At 62.6% G+C, this 18,382-nt stretch carries 19 protein-coding genes; 12 read left to right on the forward strand and 7 right to left on the reverse strand.

Annotated elements, in window-relative coordinates; genetic code table 11:
* The first annotated feature begins 20 nt into the window (after nucleotides 1-20).
* The 3 genes from P3T43_RS05835 (at nucleotide 21) to P3T43_RS05845 (ending at nucleotide 3,784) form a co-directional block, all read left to right on the forward strand.
* Nucleotides 21-728 (forward strand): cation diffusion facilitator family transporter, encoded by a 708-nt coding sequence (locus P3T43_RS05835; RefSeq protein WP_429280087.1) that lies wholly within the window; start codon nucleotides 21-23, stop codon nucleotides 726-728.
* 164 nt (nucleotides 729-892) lie between these two features.
* Nucleotides 893-2,596 carry a methyl-accepting chemotaxis protein gene (locus P3T43_RS05840; protein ID WP_429280088.1) on the forward strand — a complete coding sequence of 568 codons (1,704 nt, stop codon included), beginning with the start codon at nucleotides 893-895 and terminating at the stop codon, nucleotides 2,594-2,596.
* A gap of 195 nt (nucleotides 2,597-2,791) precedes the next feature.
* A complete protein-coding gene (locus P3T43_RS05845; protein WP_429280089.1) occupies nucleotides 2,792-3,784 on the forward strand; it encodes a chemotaxis protein CheV in 993 nt (330 codons plus the stop codon).
* A 96-nt stretch (nucleotides 3,785-3,880) separates the two neighbouring features.
* On the opposite strand, the gene P3T43_RS05850 is transcribed toward P3T43_RS05845, so the two are convergent.
* Both P3T43_RS05850 and P3T43_RS05855 read right to left on the reverse strand, forming a co-directional pair.
* Nucleotides 3,881-4,693 (reverse strand): hypothetical protein, encoded by an 813-nt coding sequence (locus P3T43_RS05850; protein WP_429280090.1) that lies wholly within the window; start codon nucleotides 4,691-4,693, stop codon nucleotides 3,881-3,883.
* 131 nt (nucleotides 4,694-4,824) lie between these two features.
* The gene (locus P3T43_RS05855; RefSeq protein ID WP_429280091.1) at nucleotides 4,825-5,046 is read right to left on the reverse strand and encodes a DUF4148 domain-containing protein; all 222 of its coding nucleotides are present in this window, start codon (nucleotides 5,044-5,046) and stop codon (nucleotides 4,825-4,827) included.
* A 372-nt stretch (nucleotides 5,047-5,418) separates the two neighbouring features.
* Here P3T43_RS05855 and P3T43_RS05860 point away from each other — a divergent pair, with 372 nt between their 5' ends.
* Genes P3T43_RS05860 through P3T43_RS05870 form a run of 3 tightly spaced genes read left to right on the forward strand, consistent with a single transcriptional unit; the run spans nucleotide 5,419 to nucleotide 7,734 of the window.
* Nucleotides 5,419-5,670, forward strand: coding sequence for a hypothetical protein (locus tag P3T43_RS05860; protein WP_429280092.1), 252 nt, complete (start codon nucleotides 5,419-5,421; stop codon nucleotides 5,668-5,670).
* A gap of 7 nt (nucleotides 5,671-5,677) precedes the next feature.
* Entirely contained in the window at nucleotides 5,678-6,418 is a 741-nt protein-coding gene (locus tag P3T43_RS05865) for a response regulator (protein ID WP_429280093.1), read from the forward strand.
* Nucleotides 6,415-7,734, forward strand: a complete 1,320-nt coding sequence (locus P3T43_RS05870; RefSeq protein WP_429280094.1) for a sensor histidine kinase — start codon at nucleotides 6,415-6,417, stop codon at nucleotides 7,732-7,734. The genes P3T43_RS05865 and P3T43_RS05870 overlap by 4 nt, the downstream gene beginning before the upstream one ends.
* A 2-nt stretch (nucleotides 7,735-7,736) precedes the next feature.
* On the opposite strand, the gene P3T43_RS05875 is transcribed toward P3T43_RS05870, so the two are convergent.
* From P3T43_RS05875 to P3T43_RS05885, 3 genes are all read right to left on the reverse strand, one after another.
* Nucleotides 7,737-8,582 carry a carbohydrate ABC transporter permease gene (locus P3T43_RS05875; protein ID WP_429280095.1) on the reverse strand — a complete coding sequence of 282 codons (846 nt, stop codon included), beginning with the start codon at nucleotides 8,580-8,582 and terminating at the stop codon, nucleotides 7,737-7,739.
* On the reverse strand, nucleotides 8,579-9,466 hold the full coding sequence (locus P3T43_RS05880) for a carbohydrate ABC transporter permease (RefSeq protein WP_429280096.1): 888 nt from the start codon (nucleotides 9,464-9,466) through the stop codon (nucleotides 8,579-8,581). The genes P3T43_RS05875 and P3T43_RS05880 overlap by 4 nt, the downstream gene beginning before the upstream one ends.
* A 167-nt stretch (nucleotides 9,467-9,633) precedes the next feature.
* Nucleotides 9,634-10,866, reverse strand: coding sequence for an ABC transporter substrate-binding protein (locus tag P3T43_RS05885; RefSeq protein ID WP_429280097.1), 1,233 nt, complete (start codon nucleotides 10,864-10,866; stop codon nucleotides 9,634-9,636).
* Between the two features lie 279 nt (nucleotides 10,867-11,145).
* Here P3T43_RS05885 and P3T43_RS05890 point away from each other — a divergent pair, with 279 nt between their 5' ends.
* The 3 genes from P3T43_RS05890 (at nucleotide 11,146) to P3T43_RS05900 (ending at nucleotide 14,098) form a co-directional block, all read left to right on the forward strand.
* Nucleotides 11,146-11,919 (forward strand): SDR family oxidoreductase, encoded by a 774-nt coding sequence (locus tag P3T43_RS05890; RefSeq protein WP_429280098.1) that lies wholly within the window; start codon nucleotides 11,146-11,148, stop codon nucleotides 11,917-11,919.
* Nucleotides 11,920-11,976: 57 nt separating this feature from the next.
* Nucleotides 11,977-13,053 (forward strand): ABC transporter ATP-binding protein, encoded by a 1,077-nt coding sequence (locus P3T43_RS05895; protein ID WP_429280099.1) that lies wholly within the window; start codon nucleotides 11,977-11,979, stop codon nucleotides 13,051-13,053.
* A gap of 175 nt (nucleotides 13,054-13,228) precedes the next feature.
* Nucleotides 13,229-14,098: a MurR/RpiR family transcriptional regulator gene (locus P3T43_RS05900; protein ID WP_429280100.1), complete on the forward strand. Its 870-nt coding sequence runs from the start codon at nucleotides 13,229-13,231 to the stop codon at nucleotides 14,096-14,098.
* Nucleotides 14,099-14,169: 71 nt separating this feature from the next.
* Here P3T43_RS05900 and P3T43_RS05905 read toward each other — a convergent pair whose 3' ends face one another.
* Both P3T43_RS05905 and P3T43_RS05910 read right to left on the reverse strand, forming a co-directional pair.
* Nucleotides 14,170-14,688, reverse strand: a complete 519-nt coding sequence (locus P3T43_RS05905) for a hypothetical protein (protein WP_429280101.1) — start codon at nucleotides 14,686-14,688, stop codon at nucleotides 14,170-14,172.
* Nucleotides 14,628-15,290, reverse strand: a complete 663-nt coding sequence (locus tag P3T43_RS05910; protein ID WP_429280102.1) for a hypothetical protein — start codon at nucleotides 15,288-15,290, stop codon at nucleotides 14,628-14,630. The genes P3T43_RS05905 and P3T43_RS05910 overlap by 61 nt, the downstream gene beginning before the upstream one ends.
* A gap of 1,154 nt (nucleotides 15,291-16,444) precedes the next feature.
* Between P3T43_RS05910 and P3T43_RS05915 the strand changes: the two genes are divergently transcribed.
* From P3T43_RS05915 to phbB, 3 genes are all read left to right on the forward strand, one after another.
* Nucleotides 16,445-16,642 (forward strand): hypothetical protein, encoded by a 198-nt coding sequence (locus P3T43_RS05915; protein WP_429280103.1) that lies wholly within the window; start codon nucleotides 16,445-16,447, stop codon nucleotides 16,640-16,642.
* A gap of 224 nt (nucleotides 16,643-16,866) precedes the next feature.
* On the forward strand, nucleotides 16,867-17,397 hold the full coding sequence (gene phaP, locus P3T43_RS05920) for a TIGR01841 family phasin (RefSeq protein ID WP_429280104.1): 531 nt from the start codon (nucleotides 16,867-16,869) through the stop codon (nucleotides 17,395-17,397).
* Nucleotides 17,398-17,459: 62 nt separating this feature from the next.
* Complete coding sequence (gene phbB, locus P3T43_RS05925; protein WP_429280105.1) at nucleotides 17,460-18,203, forward strand: acetoacetyl-CoA reductase; 744 nt, start codon at nucleotides 17,460-17,462, stop codon at nucleotides 18,201-18,203.
* Nucleotides 18,204-18,382: the final 179 nt, after the last annotated feature.

Consider the following 18,382-nt stretch of genomic DNA (forward strand, 5'->3'; position numbering starts at 1 on the left):
GCAGGAGAGAGATCAAACCGATGTCCGAAACGATGTCCGATGGCGCGCTGCGGCGCATGGCCTCGATTCTTGCCCTGGCAGTTGCGCTCGGCCTGGTCGTGGTCAAGGTCTGGGCGTGGGTTGCAACGGGCTCGATTTCCCTGCTGACGTCCGCGGCGGATGGCCTCGTGGATGTCGTCGCGTCTACCGTGACCTTCGCCGGGGTCCGCTACGCCGCGCGGCCGGTCGATCGGGGGCATCGATACGGACACGGCAAGGCCGAAGCCGCCGCGGATCGGGCTCACTACGTCACGGACGTGGCCGTCAATATCGCCGTTCTGATCGCGCTGCTGCTCGACCACTTTCTTGGCTGGACCCGCGCCGACGCGATCGGCGCGTTGGCCATCTCCGTCTACATACTGTGGAATGCACGCGGCATGGCCCTGCAGGCGTTGATCCAGTTGCTCGACCGCGAACTGGATACCGCGGATCGTGCGCGTATCGAAGCGGCGGTGCAGGGGTGCGACGGCGTGCAGGCGGTTCACGATATCCGCACACGCAACGGCGGCGACCGGGTGTTCGTCGAGTTTCATGTGGAGGTCGACGGCGCGCTCAGCGTCGCGGAGGGCCACGCTATCAGCGATCGGGCGGAGAAGACGGTGCAGCGGTTGTTCGACTCCGCCGATGTCACCGCCCACCTGGAACCCACAGGCATCGACGACGAGCGCCTCGACGATCTCGTCAGATAGCGGCTCGCAATGACCTGTGGCGTCGTGCAACAACGGAAAACGATCCCGCCCGCAATATTTATTCAAGTGTGGGCAAACGTTTGCCGTTATTTATCTGAGGAATCGTTTATCCCTATCCCGTGGCGTTTTCCCGCTCGCGTCATTCATGCAAGGAAGCCGTAGGTATGAAACTGTCTTTTGTCCAGAAGCTCTGGTTGCCGCTGATCCTGAGCCTCGTATGTCTCGCCGGAATCTCGGTCTACAACGCGTATCAGACCAGAGCGACGCGGCTGGACGAACGCCAGGCGGATCTGAAGCATGCGACGGAGATCGCGCTGGGTGTCGTCAAAACGTTTGGCGACGAGGCGGCGGCGGGCACGATACCGGTGGCGGAAGCCCAGAAGCGGGCCATGGATAGCGTGCGCAACATGCGCTACGGCCAGGACGGCTATTTTCAGATCGTCGATCCTCACCCGACGGTCCTGATGCATGCAACCCGGCCGGAGTGGACCAACAAGGACGTCAGCGACTACCACGACCCAAACGGCGTCTATGTCTTCCGGGATATCGTTGCGCTCATCAAGCGCGACGGTAAGGGCTTTACCGCGTACTCGGCGGTGAAACCGGGCAGCCCGGATGCCTCGCCGAAGATTGCTTACAACGTGATTTATCCGCAATGGAACTGGATTCTCACGACGGGCCTCTATGTCGACGACATCGACGCGGCCTTCCGCTCGACGCTGTTTCAGAGCCTTGGGCTGCTGGCGGTGCTGGCCGCCGCGCTGTCAGCGGTGGTGTTGACGCTCAACCGGAGCATCCTGCGTTCACTGGGCGGCGAGCCGTCCTACGCCGCCGCCATTGCCAACCAGATTGCCAATAACGATCTGACTGCCGTGGTAAAGACGGCGCCGGGCGACCGCTCGAGTCTGCTGTTTTCGATGAAGCGCATGCAGGAGCAACTCACCCAGACGATCGGCACGATCAAGATGTCCGCCGAAACGATTGCCACGGCTACGCATCAGATTGCGGCCGGCAACCAGGACCTGTCGCAGCGCACCGAAGAGCAGGCCGCTTCGCTCGAGGAAACCGCGGCCAGCATGGAGCAATTGACCTCGACAGTTACCCAGAATGCCGACAACGCCAGCCAGGCCAACCAGCTCGCGGCTCAGGCCGCCGAGGTGGCGGAGCAGGGCGGCGCGGTCGTGTCGCGCGTGGTGCAAACCATGGAAGGGATCAACGCCAGTTCGGACAGGATCGCCAGCATCGTCGGCATCATCGAAGGCATCGCTTTCCAGACCAACATCCTTGCGCTGAATGCGGCTGTCGAAGCGGCGCGCGCCGGTGAGCAAGGGCGCGGTTTTGCGGTCGTGGCCTCGGAAGTGCGCTCGCTTGCACAACGTTCGTCGACGGCCTCCAAGGAGATCAAGGAACTGATCCACGATTCGGTGGAGCGGGTCCGGGCGGGTGCCGGTCATGTGGAGGAAGCGGGCACGAAGATGCGCGAGATCACCCATGAAATCAGGCGGGTGACCGACATCATGGGTGAAATCACCGCCGCCTCGCAGGAACAGAGCAAGGGTATCGGTCAGGTCAACCAGGCCGTCACGCAGATGGACGAAGTCACGCAACAGAACGCGGCGCTGGTCGAGCAGGCAGCGGCAGCCGCCAGTTCCCTCGAGTCGCAGGCGGCCGATCTGAAAGCCTCCGTTTCGATGTTCAGGTTGAACGCGTCGCACGAGGCGGAGCTCAGCCGGCCTGTCATGCCAACGCGCACGGCGGCGACTCCGGCGCGGGCGAGAGCCACTGCTACGGCAAGCGCAAAGCGGCCCGCCGCGCAGCCCGTCTCACTCGCGCACATCCCTGCGGGCGGTGAGTGGGACAGCTTCTAACGTTATGCATGACTGAATAGCTAACGTTTGCGCGCTACTCGGAAACCCTGAGTCGGCGCGAAAAGCCATACCGAATGACACGCAGCGCTGAACTTTACGCGTAGCGGGCCGATAACCCGCTATGAGGGAGGCGTTCGATCGGTGTCACGGCGACATCCATGCGCTGTACCCGAAAATCGAGCGGGAGAAAAAGGTATGGCGACAGATCTGCGTGTGGCTGACGAACGCACGAGCTTGACCAGTTCGAACAAATTCGAATTACTGCTGTTTCGTCTGGGCTCCGTTCCCGACAGCGACGCGCACGAGCTATACGGCATCAACGTCTTCAAGATCCGCGAGATTTCGACAATGCCATCGATCACGCCCATCATGGGCGCCTCGGAGTTCGTGATGGGCGCGGTCGATATTCGCGGCCAGATCATTCCCGTGATCGACCTGCCGCGGCTGATGGGCTGCGAGCCGACGCGCGGTCTGAATATCCTGCTGGTGACCGAGTTCGCACGCTCTACCCAGGCTTTTGCGGTCGAGGAAGTGGACGACATCGTGCGGCTCGAATGGAATCAGGTGCTGACCGCCGAAGGCGCCGCCGGCGGGAGATCGGTGACGAGCATCGCGCGTATCGACGGCAACACGGGCGACTCGCGTCTCGCGCAGGTCATCGACGTCGAGCAGGTCTTGCGCGATGTCTTTCCGACACAGCATCCGGCGGTCGACCCGAAAGCCGTCGGCGATCATCTTTGCATGCCGGCCGGCGCAAAGATTCTCGCGGCCGACGACTCGGGATTCGCACGCAAGCTGATCGAGCAGGCTCTCGACGCGATCGGTGCCGAGTACATCATGGCGAAGACCGGCGCTGAGGCGTGGACCATGTTGCAGCAGATCGCCCGCGAAGCTCAGGTCGAGAAGGTGCGGGTGCGCGACAAGATCGCGCTCGTACTGACGGACCTGGAGATGCCGGAAATGGACGGCTTCACGTTGACGCGACACATCAAGGGCGATGCACGGACGCGTGACATTCCGGTTGTGATTCATTCGTCGTTGACCGGAGCGGCCAACGAAGCGCACGTCAGGAACGCGGGCGCCAACGGCTATATCGCCAAGTTTGCCGCCGGCGAACTGGCGCAGGCATTGCGCCAGGCGCTCGCGGGCACCAGCACGCAGTTTCAGATTCAGGCTCAGTCGGCCTGAGATGAGACCGGCAGGCGGAGCGCTTGCAGCGTTCCGTGACGACGGGTCATGCGCTGTCGGCGCGCAGGTCGTGCGCGCCGACACCGCACGACTGCATCACTTCGACAGATGCAGGTTCTTCGATAGCACAGTGCCCGTCTGCGGGCTGATCAACCAGACTGCCCCGACGTTGGTGTAGAGCGTCGAGGCGCGGGTGGTGATGTCGGTCGGTTCATCGTCGGTCGGATCGCTATGGTCGTGCCGGTCGCTCAGGTAAGGCGCACTTAGCGTGCACATCAACGCAATCGCGAAGTCGCCATCCACCTTGGCGAACGTCGACGGCGGGAGCGTGAGGTGTCCATGGACGCGCGTTCTACCGCTTGCGTCGGACTTGAGTGCGATCACATCGATCTGTTGGATAAAACCCTTCGCCTTCGCTTCCGGCGCCACGGTCAGGCCGCGGCCATCGGGTCCGTTGACGGTTTTCTTCAGCAGGATGGCGTTGGGGATATCCTCGCTCGAGAGGTCCGCGTCGATCGTCAGCACGTGGCTATTCGAGCGGTACAGCACGCCGTAAGGGATGGGCACCACGAAGATCAGTGGGCGGTCGAGGCTGGCCTGGGTCAGGTCGCGATCGTCCTGCGACTTGCGGGATGGAATCAGCGCGCGCAGGCGATCGCGCAACGACGGCGCGTTGCCATGAACACCGTGTTTCGCGAGCGCGTCTCTAATGGCAACCGGGTCGTCGCCTACAACAGGCCGCTCCGCCAATGTCGCCGCGGTGACCGCGCTGGCTGGCTCGCTCGGGGCATTGACGCTGGACGCCGCAGCGGGCGAAGAAGCGGGTGAAGCAGCGTGCGCGAGGATCGACGCGCAGGCCAGAATGCAAGCTGCGTTGAAGCCGATCAGTCTGACTTTCAGGTTGGACACAATGACACCCTCCGATACGACAGGAGTCTATCGCAACGGCGCGGCATGCATCGTGGGCGCGGACCTGTTCGCCGCGGCGGCTCGCGCTAAACCGGCCTGGGTGGCGTTGTCCGGCAGTCCAACCCAAACGTTCAGTTGCCGTGATACAGGCTCTGCAGGCGGGCCAGTTCGCCGTCCTTTTCTGCCAGTGCGAGTTCGTGACGGACTTCTGCGCGGGTTTTCGGCGTCACGCTGTTTTGCTGGGTCTGCGCGACGTTCGATACTGCGCCGTTGAGCGCCGCTGAATCCGCAGCGTGAGCGATGCCAGTCGTAGCGAATGCAGCGAAGGCCAAAGCCATCATGGAAGCTTTCATCGTGTTCTCCGTGAGCCATAGATAAGAAGTAAGGTGCCGGGACATCAGCACGCAGCGGTTCTGTTTCTGCGCTGCGAGGTTGGCTGGATCTGTCATCCGGCGTTGATGCATTAAAACGCCGGGACGTATCCCGCTTGTGTCGGGAAAGCCGCGTATTGCAATGTTCTGTATCGCTTCGCCCCGTGGATACATTGCGATACGAATCCGGGCGGGGAATACGACGATTGGAACGCCCGTTCGTATCCGGCCCCAAGGGCTTCAGATCGCATGGGTGCAATGTTTTGTGTCGGGGGAAGGTGCAGATACATTGGGATACAAAGCGTCCTGTAAGCCAGGCTATAAAGCAGACATGCCCTACGCCTGGAGCGCTTTATGACCACCGAGTCGACACAACCCGCGGTTGCCGTTGTCCGCACACGCGGGTTGCCTGTACAGCATCGATCCGTATACGCTGGAGGCCAGTCCGACGACGCGCACGAACCCGTGCGCCGTGGCGGGCGGATGCGCCGGCTGCTGACGGTGTTCGTGTTCCTCGCGGGCGGATTTGCAGCGGAGATGGCGCATCCCGTGCAGTGTTCGCTGATCAACGTGACGCGAGCACGCCTCAATCTCCGCAAGGACTAATCGCTTGATGGAAACCATCGACCATGTGCTGATCGTCGACGACGATCGCGGCATCCGCGAATTGATCGCGGACTATCTCGAGAAGAACGGCATGCGCGTCTCGCTCGCCGCCAACGGCCGCCAGATGCGCGCTGTGCTGGAGCAGGGCCCGCCCGACCTCATCGTGCTGGACCTGATGATGCCAGGCGAGGATGGCCTCGTGCTGTGCCGCGAATTGCGCGCGGGCAAGTTTCGCTCGGTGCCGGTGCTCATGCTGACTGCCCGTAGCGAAGAGACGGACCGCATCGTCGGACTGGAGATGGGTGCCGACGACTACCTCACCAAGCCGTTTGCAGTGCGCGAGTTGCTGGCGCGCATTCGCTCCGTGCTGCGGCGCGCGCGGATGCTGCCGCCCGGCATGCAGGTGACGGAAACCGCGCTGATGATCGGCTTCGGCGACTGGCGGCTCGACACCACGGCGCGCCATCTGCTCGACGCCGAGGGCACCATGGTGGCGCTGAGCGGCGCGGAGTACCGGCTGCTGCGCGTGTTCCTCGATCATCCCCAACGCGTGCTCACGCGGGACCAGTTGCTCAACCTGACGCAAGGCCGTCAGGCCGATCCGTTCGACCGCTCGATCGACCTGCTGGTCAGCCGCCTGCGGCAGCGCCTGCAGGACACGGCGCGCGAGCCTCGCTACATCAAGACGTTGCGCAGCGAAGGCTATGTGTTTTCAGCGGCCGTGACCATGAGCGAGGACAATCCATGAAGCTGAATGCATGGCTGCATTGGCCACGCACGCTGTTTGCAAGGCTCGCGCTGATCCTGCTGGTCGGCCTCGCGCTGGCGCAGACCCTGTCGGTCTGGCTCACCATGACCGAGCGCGATCAGACCATGAACAATGTGATGATGGGATACATCGAGCGGGAGGTGACGAGTTCCGTCGCGCTGCTCGACCATCTGCCGCCTGACGAGCGTGCCGAATGGTTGCCGCGCCTCGTGCGGCGCTCATACGGCTTCATTCTCGGCCCAGGCGTTCCCGGCGCGGCGCCGGATGCCGAGCTATCCGCACGCGTGGCTCAATCGATTCAGAACGGTATCGGCAAACGCTATACGCTGACCGCGAATGCCGTTCCAGGAGACCCCGATCGTCTGCAGGTTCATCTGCAGTTGAGCGACGGCACACCGCTCACGATCGACTACCGGCCCATGGCGGGCGCACCGTTGTCGCCCTGGTTGCCGGTGGTGCTGGTGCTGCAACTGATCGTGCTCGGCACCTGCTGCTGGCTGGCGGTCCGGGTGGCGACGCGCCCGCTGAGCCAGTTGGCGCGCGCGGCCGACACGCTAGGTCCCGACCTGAAAGCGGAACGTCTGCCCGAGGAAGGACCCGACGAAGTGGCCCGCGCGGCACGCGCTTTCAACGCGATGCAAGACCGCGTAAAGATGTACATGACCGAACGCCTGCAGATCCTGGCGGCGATTTCGCACGACTTGCAGACGCCGATCACCCGCATGCGTTTGCGGGTCGACGTGATGGACGACGACGCGCAGGGCGCCAAGCTGCAGCAGGATCTGCACGAAATGGAAACGATGGTCAAGGAAGGGGTGACGTATGCCCGCACCATGCACGGTGCAACTGAAGTGCCGCTGCGGGTCGATCCGGATGCGCTGTTCGACAGCCTGGTTTGCGACTATCTGGACGCGGGCAAGGAAGTGTCGTTGCACGGCCAGGTTGCCACGTCATTGGTCACGCGTCCCCAGGCATTGCGCCGGATCGTCGGCAACCTCGTGGATAACGCATTGAAGTTCGGCGGAGCCGCCGAAATCGCGGTGGCGGCGTCGCCGGGCGGGCAGGTGACGATCTCGGTACTCGATCGCGGCCCCGGCATTCCGGCGGAATCGCTGGAAGCGGTGTTCGAGCCGTTCGTCCGGCTGGAAGGGTCGCGTAACCGGCAGACGGGCGGCACCGGGCTGGGATTGGCGATTGCCCGGCAACTCGCGCTGGCGATGGATGCGGTACTGTCGTTGCACAACCGGCCCGGCGGCGGCCTGGAAGCGCGGCTCGTGCTGAAAAACGCGAGCTGAGCTTACTTCACCGCGCCCAAAGCCAGGCCTTTGACGAGATACCGCTGCAACCACGCGAACACCACCGAAACCGGCAAGGTCGCACACAACGTCGCGGCCATCACCAGATGCCATTCGACGACGTATTTGCCGGCCACCATATCGGTCACCTGCACGGTCAGCGTCTTGTTCTCCGGTGAACGGATCAGCGTGTACACCACCGCAAATTCATTCCACGCGTTGATGAACGTGAAAATCGCGGTGACGACAATCGCCGGCACGGCCAACGGCAAGAACACCTTGAACACGGCCTTGGCGCGTCCGCAGCCTTCGAGCCACGCCGACTCTTCCAGATCGCGTGGCACCGTCTGAAAGTACGACGACAGCATCCACACCGCGAACGCGATATTGAACGCCGCATACGAGACGATCACCGCGAGCTTCGAATCCACCAGGTTGCCGTCGCCGTAAGGAATCATCGCGGCGAGCCGGAACAGACCCACTACCAGCAAGATAGGCGAGAGCATCTGCGTGACGAGCAGGAACTGCCGGTACACGCCGCGGCCCTTGAACGGAAAGCGCGCCAGTGCGTAGGCGGCCGGCAGGCTGACCGCCAGCGCCAGCGCCATGGAAAGCAGACTGATGACCACGCTGTTGCGCAAGGCCACGCCGAAGTTGGCGGCCTCCCACATGTCGACGAAGTTGCTCCATTGCCAATGCACCGGCAACCAGCGCGCGGGATACACAAACACCTCGGTGGCCGGTTTGAGCGCGGTAAACAGCATGATCGCAAACGGAAACAGCACCAGCACGATCAGCGGAGACAGCGCGAGCCAGCACCATAGCGTGCGTTTCATCTTGAGGCTCATGCGTTTTCTCCTTCCTTCGGCTGCATGCGCAGATACAGCATGGAAAACGCGAACAGCATCACCAGCATGATGAGCGACACCGCGGCAGCCTGACCCGGACGGCCGAGCCGGAAACCGACTTCGTACAGATAGGTGACGAGAATGTGCGTGCTTTCATCGGGGCCGCCTTGCGTCATGACCCAGATAATCGGGAACGAGTTGAACACGTAAATGACATTCAACAGGATCGCCATGTTGACGAACGGCTTGAGCAGCGGCAACGTCAATTTGCGGAACTGCTGCCAGGCGCTGGCACCGTCGATGCGCGCCGCTTCGTAGATATCGCCCGGAACGGACGAGAGGCCGCCGAGCAGGATGGTCACGGTGAATGGAATCGACACCAGAATGCCGACGCCGATTTCCACCGGAAAAGCGAGCTCCGGCGTGGCGAGCCAATGAATCGGCCCGTTGATCAGCCCGAGCCGATGCAGCGTGACGTTGACCATGCCGTAGTCGTCGTTGAAGGCCCAGCGCCACACCACGGCGGTCATGGTCAGCGAAACCGACCACGGCAACATGACGATGGTGCGCGCGACACCGCGTCCATAGAAGTCCTGATTGAGGACCAGTGCAACGGGCACCGAGATCAGGACCGTGCCGCCCACTACGAAGAATGTCCAGTAGATCGTGCGCCTCAGCGCGCCGAGAAACTCGGGGTCCGCGAAGACGGTGTAGAAGTTCTTCAGACCGGTGAAGTCGCGGATCGCGCCAAAGCGCGACACATCGTGCAGCGACTGATACACGATGTTGAAAATCGGATAGCTGATGATGAACAGCGCGAGTACCAGACTCGGCGCAATCAGCAGCCAGGGCGCCGACAGGCGCAGGGAAGCAGGACGGCTCATGCGTGCTCGATCGTAAGTCGCGCCGGGAACTCGATTCAGCCGCGAGGCTGGCGCAACGGGATGGGCCGGGTACAACGCGGCGCGCGCCAACTGTCAGCAGCAGCGCGCGCCAGTCTACATTGACGCGGTATTACGTTTGCCGGGCATCAGCCCGGCATGCTCCGGCATTACTTGCCAAGCGACTCGTCGGCCTTTGCGGCAGCCGCATTGAGGGCTGCTGCCGGTTGCGCCTTGCCGAGGTAGATCGACTGCATTGCGTCGGATACGGCCTTGGCGGTGTCTTCCCAACCCGTGATGGTCGGCGCAAAGTGCGCGCTCGGCAGAAGCGCGATAAACGCCTTCGTGTCAGGATCGTTGAACGCCGGGTCGCCTGCTTCGGCCTTCGTGGTCGGCAGGAAACCTTCCGAGCTGGTGAACTGCACGCGCGGTTCCTTCGTGAACAGATAGTCGAGGAACTTCCAGGCTTCCTTCTTCACCTTCGAGTTCTTGAACATCACGATCGAGTCCGTCACGGCATACGTGGCGTTCTTCGTACCCATCGGGATCGGGTCGATGCCGTACTTCAGGTTCGGCGCTTCCTTCTTGATCTGCTTCGAGAGGAACGGAGCCGAAATCACCATGGCGACGCGACCCTGCTTGAACAGGTTCTGCACGTCTTCGCGGCTATAGCCGGTCACGCCCGGTTCCGTCAGACCGTCGTCGATCAGCGTCTTATAGAGCGTGGCAGCCTTCACGCCAGCCGGCGAGTTGAATGCGGCCTTGCCGTCCTTGCCCACCACGTCGCCGCCGTAGCTCCACAGCGCGTAGTAAAAGTACACGTCCGTTTCGATTTCCTTGCCTTGCAGACCGAAGCCGGCAATGCCTTGCGCCTTCAGCTTCTTCGACGCATCGATCACGTCATTCCACGTCTTCGGGCCGTTCGGATAGCCGACCTTCGCCAGCAGATCCTTGTTGTAGTACAGGGCGCGGGCCGAAGCGGCGATCGGCAGACCGTAGACCTTGCCGTTGATCTCACCCGGCGCGAGGAACGGGCCGATGAAGCGGCTCTTGAAGCTCGCGTCCATGTAGCCGTCGAGCGGCTCAGCCACGTCGTCCTTCACGAAATCGAGCAGCCAGCGGGTGCCGACGATCGCCAGGTCGGCATTGGCGCCACCCGTGATGTCCGTTTGCAGCTTCTGTTGCAGCGTGTCCCAGCTGACGTCTTCGATCTTGATGGTCGTGCCAGGGTTGGCCTTTTCGAATTCCTTGGCCACTTTTTCGAAGTACGGCGCCGTGCCGTCGCTGTAATGGGCGACGGTGACGCGGACCGTGTCGGCGTGCGCCGCCACGGCCATACCTGCAAACGCGAGCGCTACGGCCATCTTGCCGAGCGCAAAGGAAGCACGGGCTTGCAACGACATTTCTCTCTCCTGGGGTGGTCTGCTGCCGTCGCCGGCTGCTGGGTTGTCAAATTGTTTGAAAAAATCCTACAGGAGTAAAAAAATGTTGTCACGTAGGGTCTACGATATTTTTTCTCCGCGCCGTTTTTGCATAAGATGCTGTAAAGAAGGCGTATTTTGTGCGGTGCGAGGGCGGACGGAGGATTCGGGGACGCACTCAGATAGGCGATTCGAGTGGGTTGTGTTGGAAATTTACAGCGATTTCAGCGGATATCCAGCAGGTAAACGGTGAGGAATGTCATGAATCGAGTGGTTCTGGTGACGGGCGCGAGTGGTGGAATCGGTAGTGCGCTGTGCCGGCGGTTCGTCGAACTCGGCGACCACGTGCTCGCACTCGACCTCGACGCGGCGGCGCTGGACGCGCTCGCCGCCGCCTTGGGCGCAGACCGTGTCACGCCGGTCGTGGCCGATCTGGCGGACGCCGCCGCGGTTCAGCAAGCGGTCGCGCAGGCGGTCAAGCTGCGTGGGCCGGTCGACGTGCTGGTCGCCAACGCGGGCGGCGCCAAGGCGCCGACGCTGGCAACCACCGATATCGCAAGCTGGCAGCGCGACGTCAACCTGAACCTGAACGGCACCTTCTACACGGTGGAAGCGGTGCGCGCCTCGATGATCGAGCGCCGCCAGGGCGTGCTGGTGCTGATCGGCTCGGTGAACGGCCTGGCCTCGCTCGGCCATCCGGCTTACAGCGCGGCGAAGGCCGGCCTGATCAGCTATACGAAGGCGCTGGCGCTGGAATTGGGCAAGTACGGCGTCCGCGCCAATATCGTGTGTCCGGGCACCGTGAAGACGAGAGCCTGGCAGGCGCGGGTCGACAAGAATCCGCAGGTGTTCGAAAACCTCAAGAAATACTATCCGCTGGGCGACTTCGCGACGCCGGACGACATCGCCGACGCGGTGCAGTTTCTCGCCTCGCCGATGGCGCGCGTGATTACCGGCGTCGCGCTGCCGGTCGACGGCGGCCTGATGGCGGGCAACCGGCTGATGGCCGAGGAATTGACGCTCGAAACGCTTTGAACCAGTGAACGTGGTGCGCCGCGCCTCGCGGCGGCACCGGACGACGATGAGGACAGCATGGCAGCAGTGCAACTGAGCGGCATTTTCAAGCGTTACGGCGACACCCAGGTGGTGCATGGCATCGATCTGGATATCGACGACGGCGAATTCGTCGTGCTGGTCGGGCCGTCCGGGTGCGGCAAGAGCACGCTGATGCGCATGGTGGCCGGTCTCGAAGAGATCAGCGGCGGCGATCTGATGATTGGCGGCACGCGTGCCAATAGCCTCGCGCCGCAGCAGCGCAATATCTCCATGGTGTTCCAGAGCTACGCGCTGTATCCGCATCTGTCGGTCTACGAAAACATTGCGTTCGGGCCGCGCATTCGCAAGGAGTCGTCCGGCAGTTTCAAGCCGCGCATCGAAGCCGCGGCGAAGATGCTCAATCTGAGTGGATACCTCGACCGTCTGCCGCGCGCGCTGTCCGGCGGGCAGCGCCAGCGCGTGGCCATGGGCCGCGCGGTGGTCCGCGAACCGTCGCTGTTCCTGTTCGACGAGCCGCTGTCGAATCTCGACGCCAAGCTGCGCGTGCAGATGCGCACCGAGATCAAGGCGCTGCATCAACGCCTGAAGAACACGGTGATTTACGTTACCCACGATCAGATCGAAGCCATGACGATGGCTGACCGGATCGTCGTGATGAACGCGGGACGGATCGAGCAGATTGGCCGGCCGCTGGATCTGTACGACCGTCCGGCGAACCTGTTTGTCGCGAGTTTTCTGGGCTCGCCTTCGATGAATTTCGCCGAGGGCGTGCTGGTGAGCGGCGCGAATGGTCTCGCACTGAAACTGGCTGACGGTACCGAGGTGGCGTTACCGCAGACACCGGTCTCCGCCAGATCCGGCGCGAAGGTGACGCTGGGCATTCGGCCCGAGCATATCGAAACGCTGGCCTCGCCGGATGGCGTATCCATGGAAGTCGAAGTGGTCGAGCCGACCGGCGCCGAGACACACCTGTACGGGAAGATAGGCGGCAGCACTTGGTGCGTGACGATGCGGCAACGCGCGATCGTCGAACCCGGTCAGCGCGTGGCGCTGCGCTTGCCGGCCGGGCATATTCATCTGTTCGATACGGAGAGTGGACGCAGGCTTGCCTGAAACCGCGTGTGGCCGCGGAAGTACGGGCGCCCCTTGAAGCTGGCGCTTCGCGCCGGGCCCCCGACGGGGAGCGATCCCCCGAAGGGACTTCCTGCGGGGCGGAAAACCTGGGACGGCCCGGCTCTTCTCGCGCAATTCGCGGATTCGAGAATTTGAACCCTTAAGGAACGCACGGGTGTCCGCTCCCAACCTGATTCCCCACATTCGAGGTGCCCTGGCCCAGCTGCGTCCCGCTGAGCGCAAGGTCGCCGACATGGTGCTGAGCGACGTCGACTTTGCGATGCGCGCGAGCATCACCGAGCTCGCGCAGCGCGCGGAGGTGTCCGAGCCTTCGGTGACGCGCTTTTGCCGTGCGGTCGGAGCGAATGGTCTGCGCGACTTCAAGATGCAACTGGCGCAGAGCGTGGCGGGAGGCTTGCCGTATGCATCCACGGCCGTGGCGCGGGATGACGACATCCAGACGCTGCTTGACAAGGTCGGCGAGGCGGCCGTGGAAGCCATCACGCATGCGCGCAGGGCGCTCGATCCGGTGGTCGTGGAGACGGCGATTGCCGCGTTGGCGGGCGCGCGCCGCGTGTATTTCTTTGGCGTGGGCTCGGGTTCGGGACTGGTTGCCCAGGATGCCGCACTGCGTTTTCTCCGCCTCGATATCGCCGCGAGCGCGTTTACCGATGGTCATTTGCAGCGGCTCTATGCCGGGCTGCTCGATCCCGGCGATGTGGCATTTGCGATTTCGCACTCGGGACGCAGCGTCGAGGTGAACGAGAGCATTCAGATCGCCAAGGAGCGTGGCGCGACGACGATTGCGTTGACCAATGTCGGCTCGCGGCTCGCGTGGCTGGTGGATGTCCCGCTGTTGTTGCGCGTGCCGAGCGCGATCGATCCGAATACGCCGGGCGTGTCGCGGCTGGTGCACCTGTGCATCATGGATGCGCTTGCGATTGGCGTGGCGCTCAAGCTTGGCCCGAAGACGCTGGAGAAGATGCGGCATGCGAAGGCGCGGCTTTCGCATGAACCGGAGCCGGCGGCGGGGGAATCGTCGTAGCCGGTTGTTGCGTTTGAGATCGTGTCCCGGGCGTCAGGAGCGTGACGCCCGGGTCTTTCACGCGTTACTCGCTAGTGCTTCGGTAGCGTGGGTGTCGACAGCAAGCTGCCGCCGCCGCTGGTTCCCCCTGTCAAACCGCCGAGCAGGCTGGTGACCGGAGAGAGCAGGGACGATGCGCCACCGGTTCCGCCAGCAGCCCCGCTGAGGGTGCTGGTGAGGGTGGTGACGAGCGTGGTCAGCGGTGCCACCGGGCTGCTCGAGGAACTGGTGCCCGTCGACGACCCATGCGAGCCGCTGCCGCCCAGGATGTTCGTCGAGGTTCCCCCGCCCAGCACACCGGTCAGGCCACCTAACAAAGTGGTGAGAGGCGCGACCGGGCTGCTGCTGCCGCCGCTACCGCTTTGCGTGCCGCCGGAGACTGGCGCGATATGCAGACCGCCTAGCAAGCTGGTAAGGGGTGCCAGGAGATTGCTGGCGCCGCCGACGCCCGTTGCCCCCGAACTGCCTTTGCCGCCGCTCGTTCCGGTCCCTACGCCGTTGCCGTTTCCGCTGCCGCTGTTGTTGCCGACGGTGATCGGCACAATCGGCACGCTGATCGCGCCGACATTGACCACCAGATCCACGATCGGGTCGAGGAGGCCGCTGGTGATCTGATTGCCGTTGCCGGAGCCGTTTCCACCCGAGCCGCCACCGGCGTATCCGCCGCCGCCGGAGCCTCCGTTGCCGCCGCTACCACCGGAGCCGCCTGAGCCACCGGAGCCGCCCGAGCCACCGCCAGCGTGTCCGCCGCCGCCATTACCACCCGAGCCGCCGTTGCCACCGGAACCTCCGTCTCCGCCCGAGCCACCTGAGCCACCCGAGCCACCGCCAGCGTATCCACCGCCACCATTACCACCAGAACCTCCGTTACCGCCGGATCCGCCATTGCCGCCGCTACCGCCACCACCATATCCGCCTGAGCCTCCGCTTCCACCGCTTCCACCGCTTCCACCGGATCCGCCGCTGCCACCATTTCCACCGGGGCTTCCGCCCGAACCACCTGACCCCGTCCCCCAACCTCCATGACCGCCATCACCGGAACCACCACCGTCTCCTCCGCCGGCGCCGGACCCAGAACCAGCCCCGGAGCCCGTTCCGCCGCCCCATGGCGAGCCTCCGACGGAAGCCCACGCTGAACCGCTGCCCCAGCCATAGCCCGATGCTGAGCCACCACCCAAACTGGAGCCGGAACTGGCCCCTGACGTAGCGCCGCCAGAACCGCTTCCGGGCGAACCGCCTTGCCCGACGGAACCTGTGCCGCTCCACGGGAAGCCTGACCCGGGCAGGCCGGTGCCCGTCCATCCGCTTTCTGGAAATGAAGTGGGAGTCATGGTCGAGACATCGCCTGCCTGACATGACGTAGCGAGCGACCACAATAGGATTACGCTCGCCGATGCAACAAGAGTGTGTTTGAAGGGAGCCATGATTAGTCCTTTCGCGATGGGAATCGCGTCCTGATTGGTCAAAGGTGTAATCAGTGCCCCCGGAAAACCGCTGATCGGATCCGTCTTGCAGAAATGTTTGCTCCGGGCCCGATGTCGCGCGTGTGTGCGACGCCGTTTTTTAGCGTTGAGCGCGGTAGCGCCATCCGTGAATGTGGCTTGCTCGGGCAGGCGAGCGGCGCAAAATCCGAGCCAACACATGCGCGACGCATGCTGCGTGCGGGCGGCGTCGGCGCGTGGCAGATGAAAAGGGGAGAAGGCTTGTCCGGCGGGCGATCGCGTGCGGAGCAGGGAGCATCTTCAACGCAGCACCTGCAGTTCGGTGTGCTGACGATGTTCCCGTGTTCCCATCATGTGCGACGTAACTTCGCCGTTACGTGACATCGACCGTCTATCTATCAGACAATTTGCCGCGCGAATCTAATATGGAGTGCAAGGTATCGCACGACAGGTTCTAAACGGTCGTCTGCACTGCGTTTCCATCGAAGGCGCCGAGCATCGGTTCGGATAGGACTGGCGCGCATCCAAAACTGCGAACCCAATCGTTTACCCTGGGGCCAGCTTGTCCGCGAGTGTTTCAGCCGTCCTATGCAGCCGCATTTGACGCCCGTCCGCGTCGAAAGCCCGAATTTGCGCATTTAGCGGCGCATCGGAATCTTCAAGCGAGATTTGTCTCAAAAAAGATTTTTTCCCACATATTGATCATTTACGATGTCCCGAATTAAGATGACTTCCTTCGACGCGATGCGCGCGTCGAGCCGGCGAAGCGTCACCTATGCGGTATCCGTTCAACGAGTCAGGTTCGGGATGCGAGGCCCCACGGTCAGCATCCCTGCTACGGGCAACTAAAACTTGGGAGACGAGGATGTTGAGCCCTCATGAAATTGCAACATTAATGCTGGTCAAGGGCGCCACGGAGCGACTGGAAGTAGACCGGGCCGATCTCGACGTGCTGCTGTCGCACCGTCTCGTCAGCCTTGAACATGTGTCGTCGGGTCAGTCGTTGCCGCGGTTGACCCGTGAAGGTCATTGGTTCCTGAGGGCTGCTGAAAGGAATCACTGAACCGACGAAAGCAAGGATTCGATATTTATTAAAGTGAACGCACGTGCTGTTATAAAACCTGAGAGAGCAGTGAGTTAGTTTGTTGTGCTTATTTAAAATCAGAAAATATGATGGGGATGACCGAGACATTGCAATGCGCTCGTCAATCCCCCAGCCCTTCCATGACTCGCAAGGCCTCACCCATCATGGGAGCGCAACGGCGGGTCTATTTCAGGAGCTTTACGATGAATGAATGGTTTCCGGAGCAGCTTGCCGCGGCTCAAAAGGCCAATCTCGAAGCGTTTTACGGCGTGGCCAATCTGGCATTCGAGGGATTCCAGAAGCTCACGGAGTTGAATGTGCAAGCGGTGAAGTCGGCCCTCGGGGTCACGCACGCGCTGCTGTCCGCCACTGACCCGCAAGCGTTTGTCTCGCAGCAGGCTGCTCCGAATGGCGTGTTCGCCGAACGGGCGCAGTCGTATTACCGCGGTCTGTATGAAATCGCCGTCAAGGCACACGCGGATCTGGCAGCGATTGCAGGGGCGCAATACGAAGCGCACAATCGCCGGGTGCAAACGCTTTTCGACGACGTCTCGAAGCAGGCGCCGGCAGGTTCCGAGGCGGCCGTCGTGGCGCTCAGAAAGCTGATCGATTCGAACAGCGCGCTGTACGACAGCGTCAACAAGTCGGTTCGGCAGGCCGTCAACATGGCCGAAGGCAGTTTCGAAGCGGTGCTCTCGCACACATCGAAAGCATCGGGTGCAACGACCGGGTGAGCGGCTGGCGAGGCTGAACGCGCGGTGACCGGATCAGAATCCTCTCACGCGAGGCAGCCTCCATGACAAACCAGATTGCGCTGGTCACCGGTGGAATGGGCGGGATCGGCGAAGCCATTGCCGTGAAGCTGCATGACGCGGGTTATACGACGGTCGTCACCTATTCACCCGCCAACACCGGTGTGCCCAGCTGGCTCGAACGTATGGAAGGGGCCGGGCGCCATTTCCCCGCCTACGAGGTGGACGTCGCCGACTACGACTCCTGTCAGCAAGGTGCCCAGAAGCTTCAGGACGAAGTGGGGAATGTCGACATTCTCGTCAACAACGCCGGCATCACGCGCGACGCGAGCTTTAAAAAGCTCGACAAGGTCAACTGGGACGCGGTGCTGCGCACCAACCTCGATTCGCTGTTCAACATGACGAAGCCGCTGTGCGACGGCATGGTGGAGCGCGGCTGGGGGCGCATCGTCAACATTGCGTCCATCATCGGCTCCAAGGGCGGCTTTGGCCAGACCAACTATGCTGCTGCCAAGGCCGGCATGCATGGATTTACGAAGTCGCTTGCGCTCGAGGTCGCCAAAAAGGGCGTGACGGTCAATACCGTGTCGCCTGGTTTCATCGCCACCAAAATGGTCATGGCCGTGCCACAAGAGGTACTCGACAGCAAGATCATTCCGCAGATTCCGGTTGGGCGGCTCGGCCAGCCCGACGAAGTGGCTGCGCTGGTGCTCTATCTTTGCTCGCGCGAGGCGGCCTTCGTGACCGGCGCAAACATTGCCATCAACGGCGGTCAGCATCTGCAGTAGAGCGCGCTAACAGCGTTAGCAGCGCTAACCGCGGCAAGAGGCCGTGTCGATCTTCACTAGCATGCCTAAGCATCGAGACCGGTGAGGATCCCACAGTTTGTGCTTTGGTGCATGTGCGGGTCGATTATTACGGCGCAATCTTTTTTTTCGTGGAACTATCTATCTTGTTGCAATGGCTC

The organism is Paraburkholderia sp. GAS41, from assembly GCF_050436545.1.
Taxonomy (GTDB): Bacteria; Pseudomonadota; Gammaproteobacteria; order Burkholderiales; family Burkholderiaceae; genus Paraburkholderia.

Coding starts and splice junctions, on each gene's coding strand:
- P3T43_RS05835 (WP_429280087.1), top strand. CDS start 21: ATGTCCGAAACGATGTCCGATGGCGCGCTGCGGCGCATGGCCTCGATT.
- P3T43_RS05840 (WP_429280088.1), top strand. CDS start 893: ATGAAACTGTCTTTTGTCCAGAAGCTCTGGTTGCCGCTGATCCTGAGC.
- P3T43_RS05845 (WP_429280089.1), top strand. CDS start 2,792: ATGGCGACAGATCTGCGTGTGGCTGACGAACGCACGAGCTTGACCAGT.
- P3T43_RS05855 (WP_429280091.1), bottom strand. CDS start 5,046: ATGAAAGCTTCCATGATGGCTTTGGCCTTCGCTGCATTCGCTACGACT.
- P3T43_RS05860 (WP_429280092.1), top strand. CDS start 5,419: ATGACCACCGAGTCGACACAACCCGCGGTTGCCGTTGTCCGCACACGC.
- P3T43_RS05865 (WP_429280093.1), top strand. CDS start 5,678: ATGGAAACCATCGACCATGTGCTGATCGTCGACGACGATCGCGGCATC.
- P3T43_RS05870 (WP_429280094.1), top strand. CDS start 6,415: ATGAAGCTGAATGCATGGCTGCATTGGCCACGCACGCTGTTTGCAAGG.
- P3T43_RS05875 (WP_429280095.1), bottom strand. CDS start 8,582: ATGAGCCTCAAGATGAAACGCACGCTATGGTGCTGGCTCGCGCTGTCT.
- P3T43_RS05880 (WP_429280096.1), bottom strand. CDS start 9,466: ATGAGCCGTCCTGCTTCCCTGCGCCTGTCGGCGCCCTGGCTGCTGATT.
- P3T43_RS05885 (WP_429280097.1), bottom strand. CDS start 10,866: ATGTCGTTGCAAGCCCGTGCTTCCTTTGCGCTCGGCAAGATGGCCGTA.
- P3T43_RS05890 (WP_429280098.1), top strand. CDS start 11,146: ATGAATCGAGTGGTTCTGGTGACGGGCGCGAGTGGTGGAATCGGTAGT.
- P3T43_RS05895 (WP_429280099.1), top strand. CDS start 11,977: ATGGCAGCAGTGCAACTGAGCGGCATTTTCAAGCGTTACGGCGACACC.
- P3T43_RS05910 (WP_429280102.1), bottom strand. CDS start 15,290: ATGGCTGGGGCAGCGGTTCAGCGTGGGCTTCCGTCGGAGGCTCGCCAT.
- P3T43_RS05915 (WP_429280103.1), top strand. CDS start 16,445: ATGTTGAGCCCTCATGAAATTGCAACATTAATGCTGGTCAAGGGCGCC.
- phaP (WP_429280104.1), top strand. CDS start 16,867: ATGAATGAATGGTTTCCGGAGCAGCTTGCCGCGGCTCAAAAGGCCAAT.
- phbB (WP_429280105.1), top strand. CDS start 17,460: ATGACAAACCAGATTGCGCTGGTCACCGGTGGAATGGGCGGGATCGGC.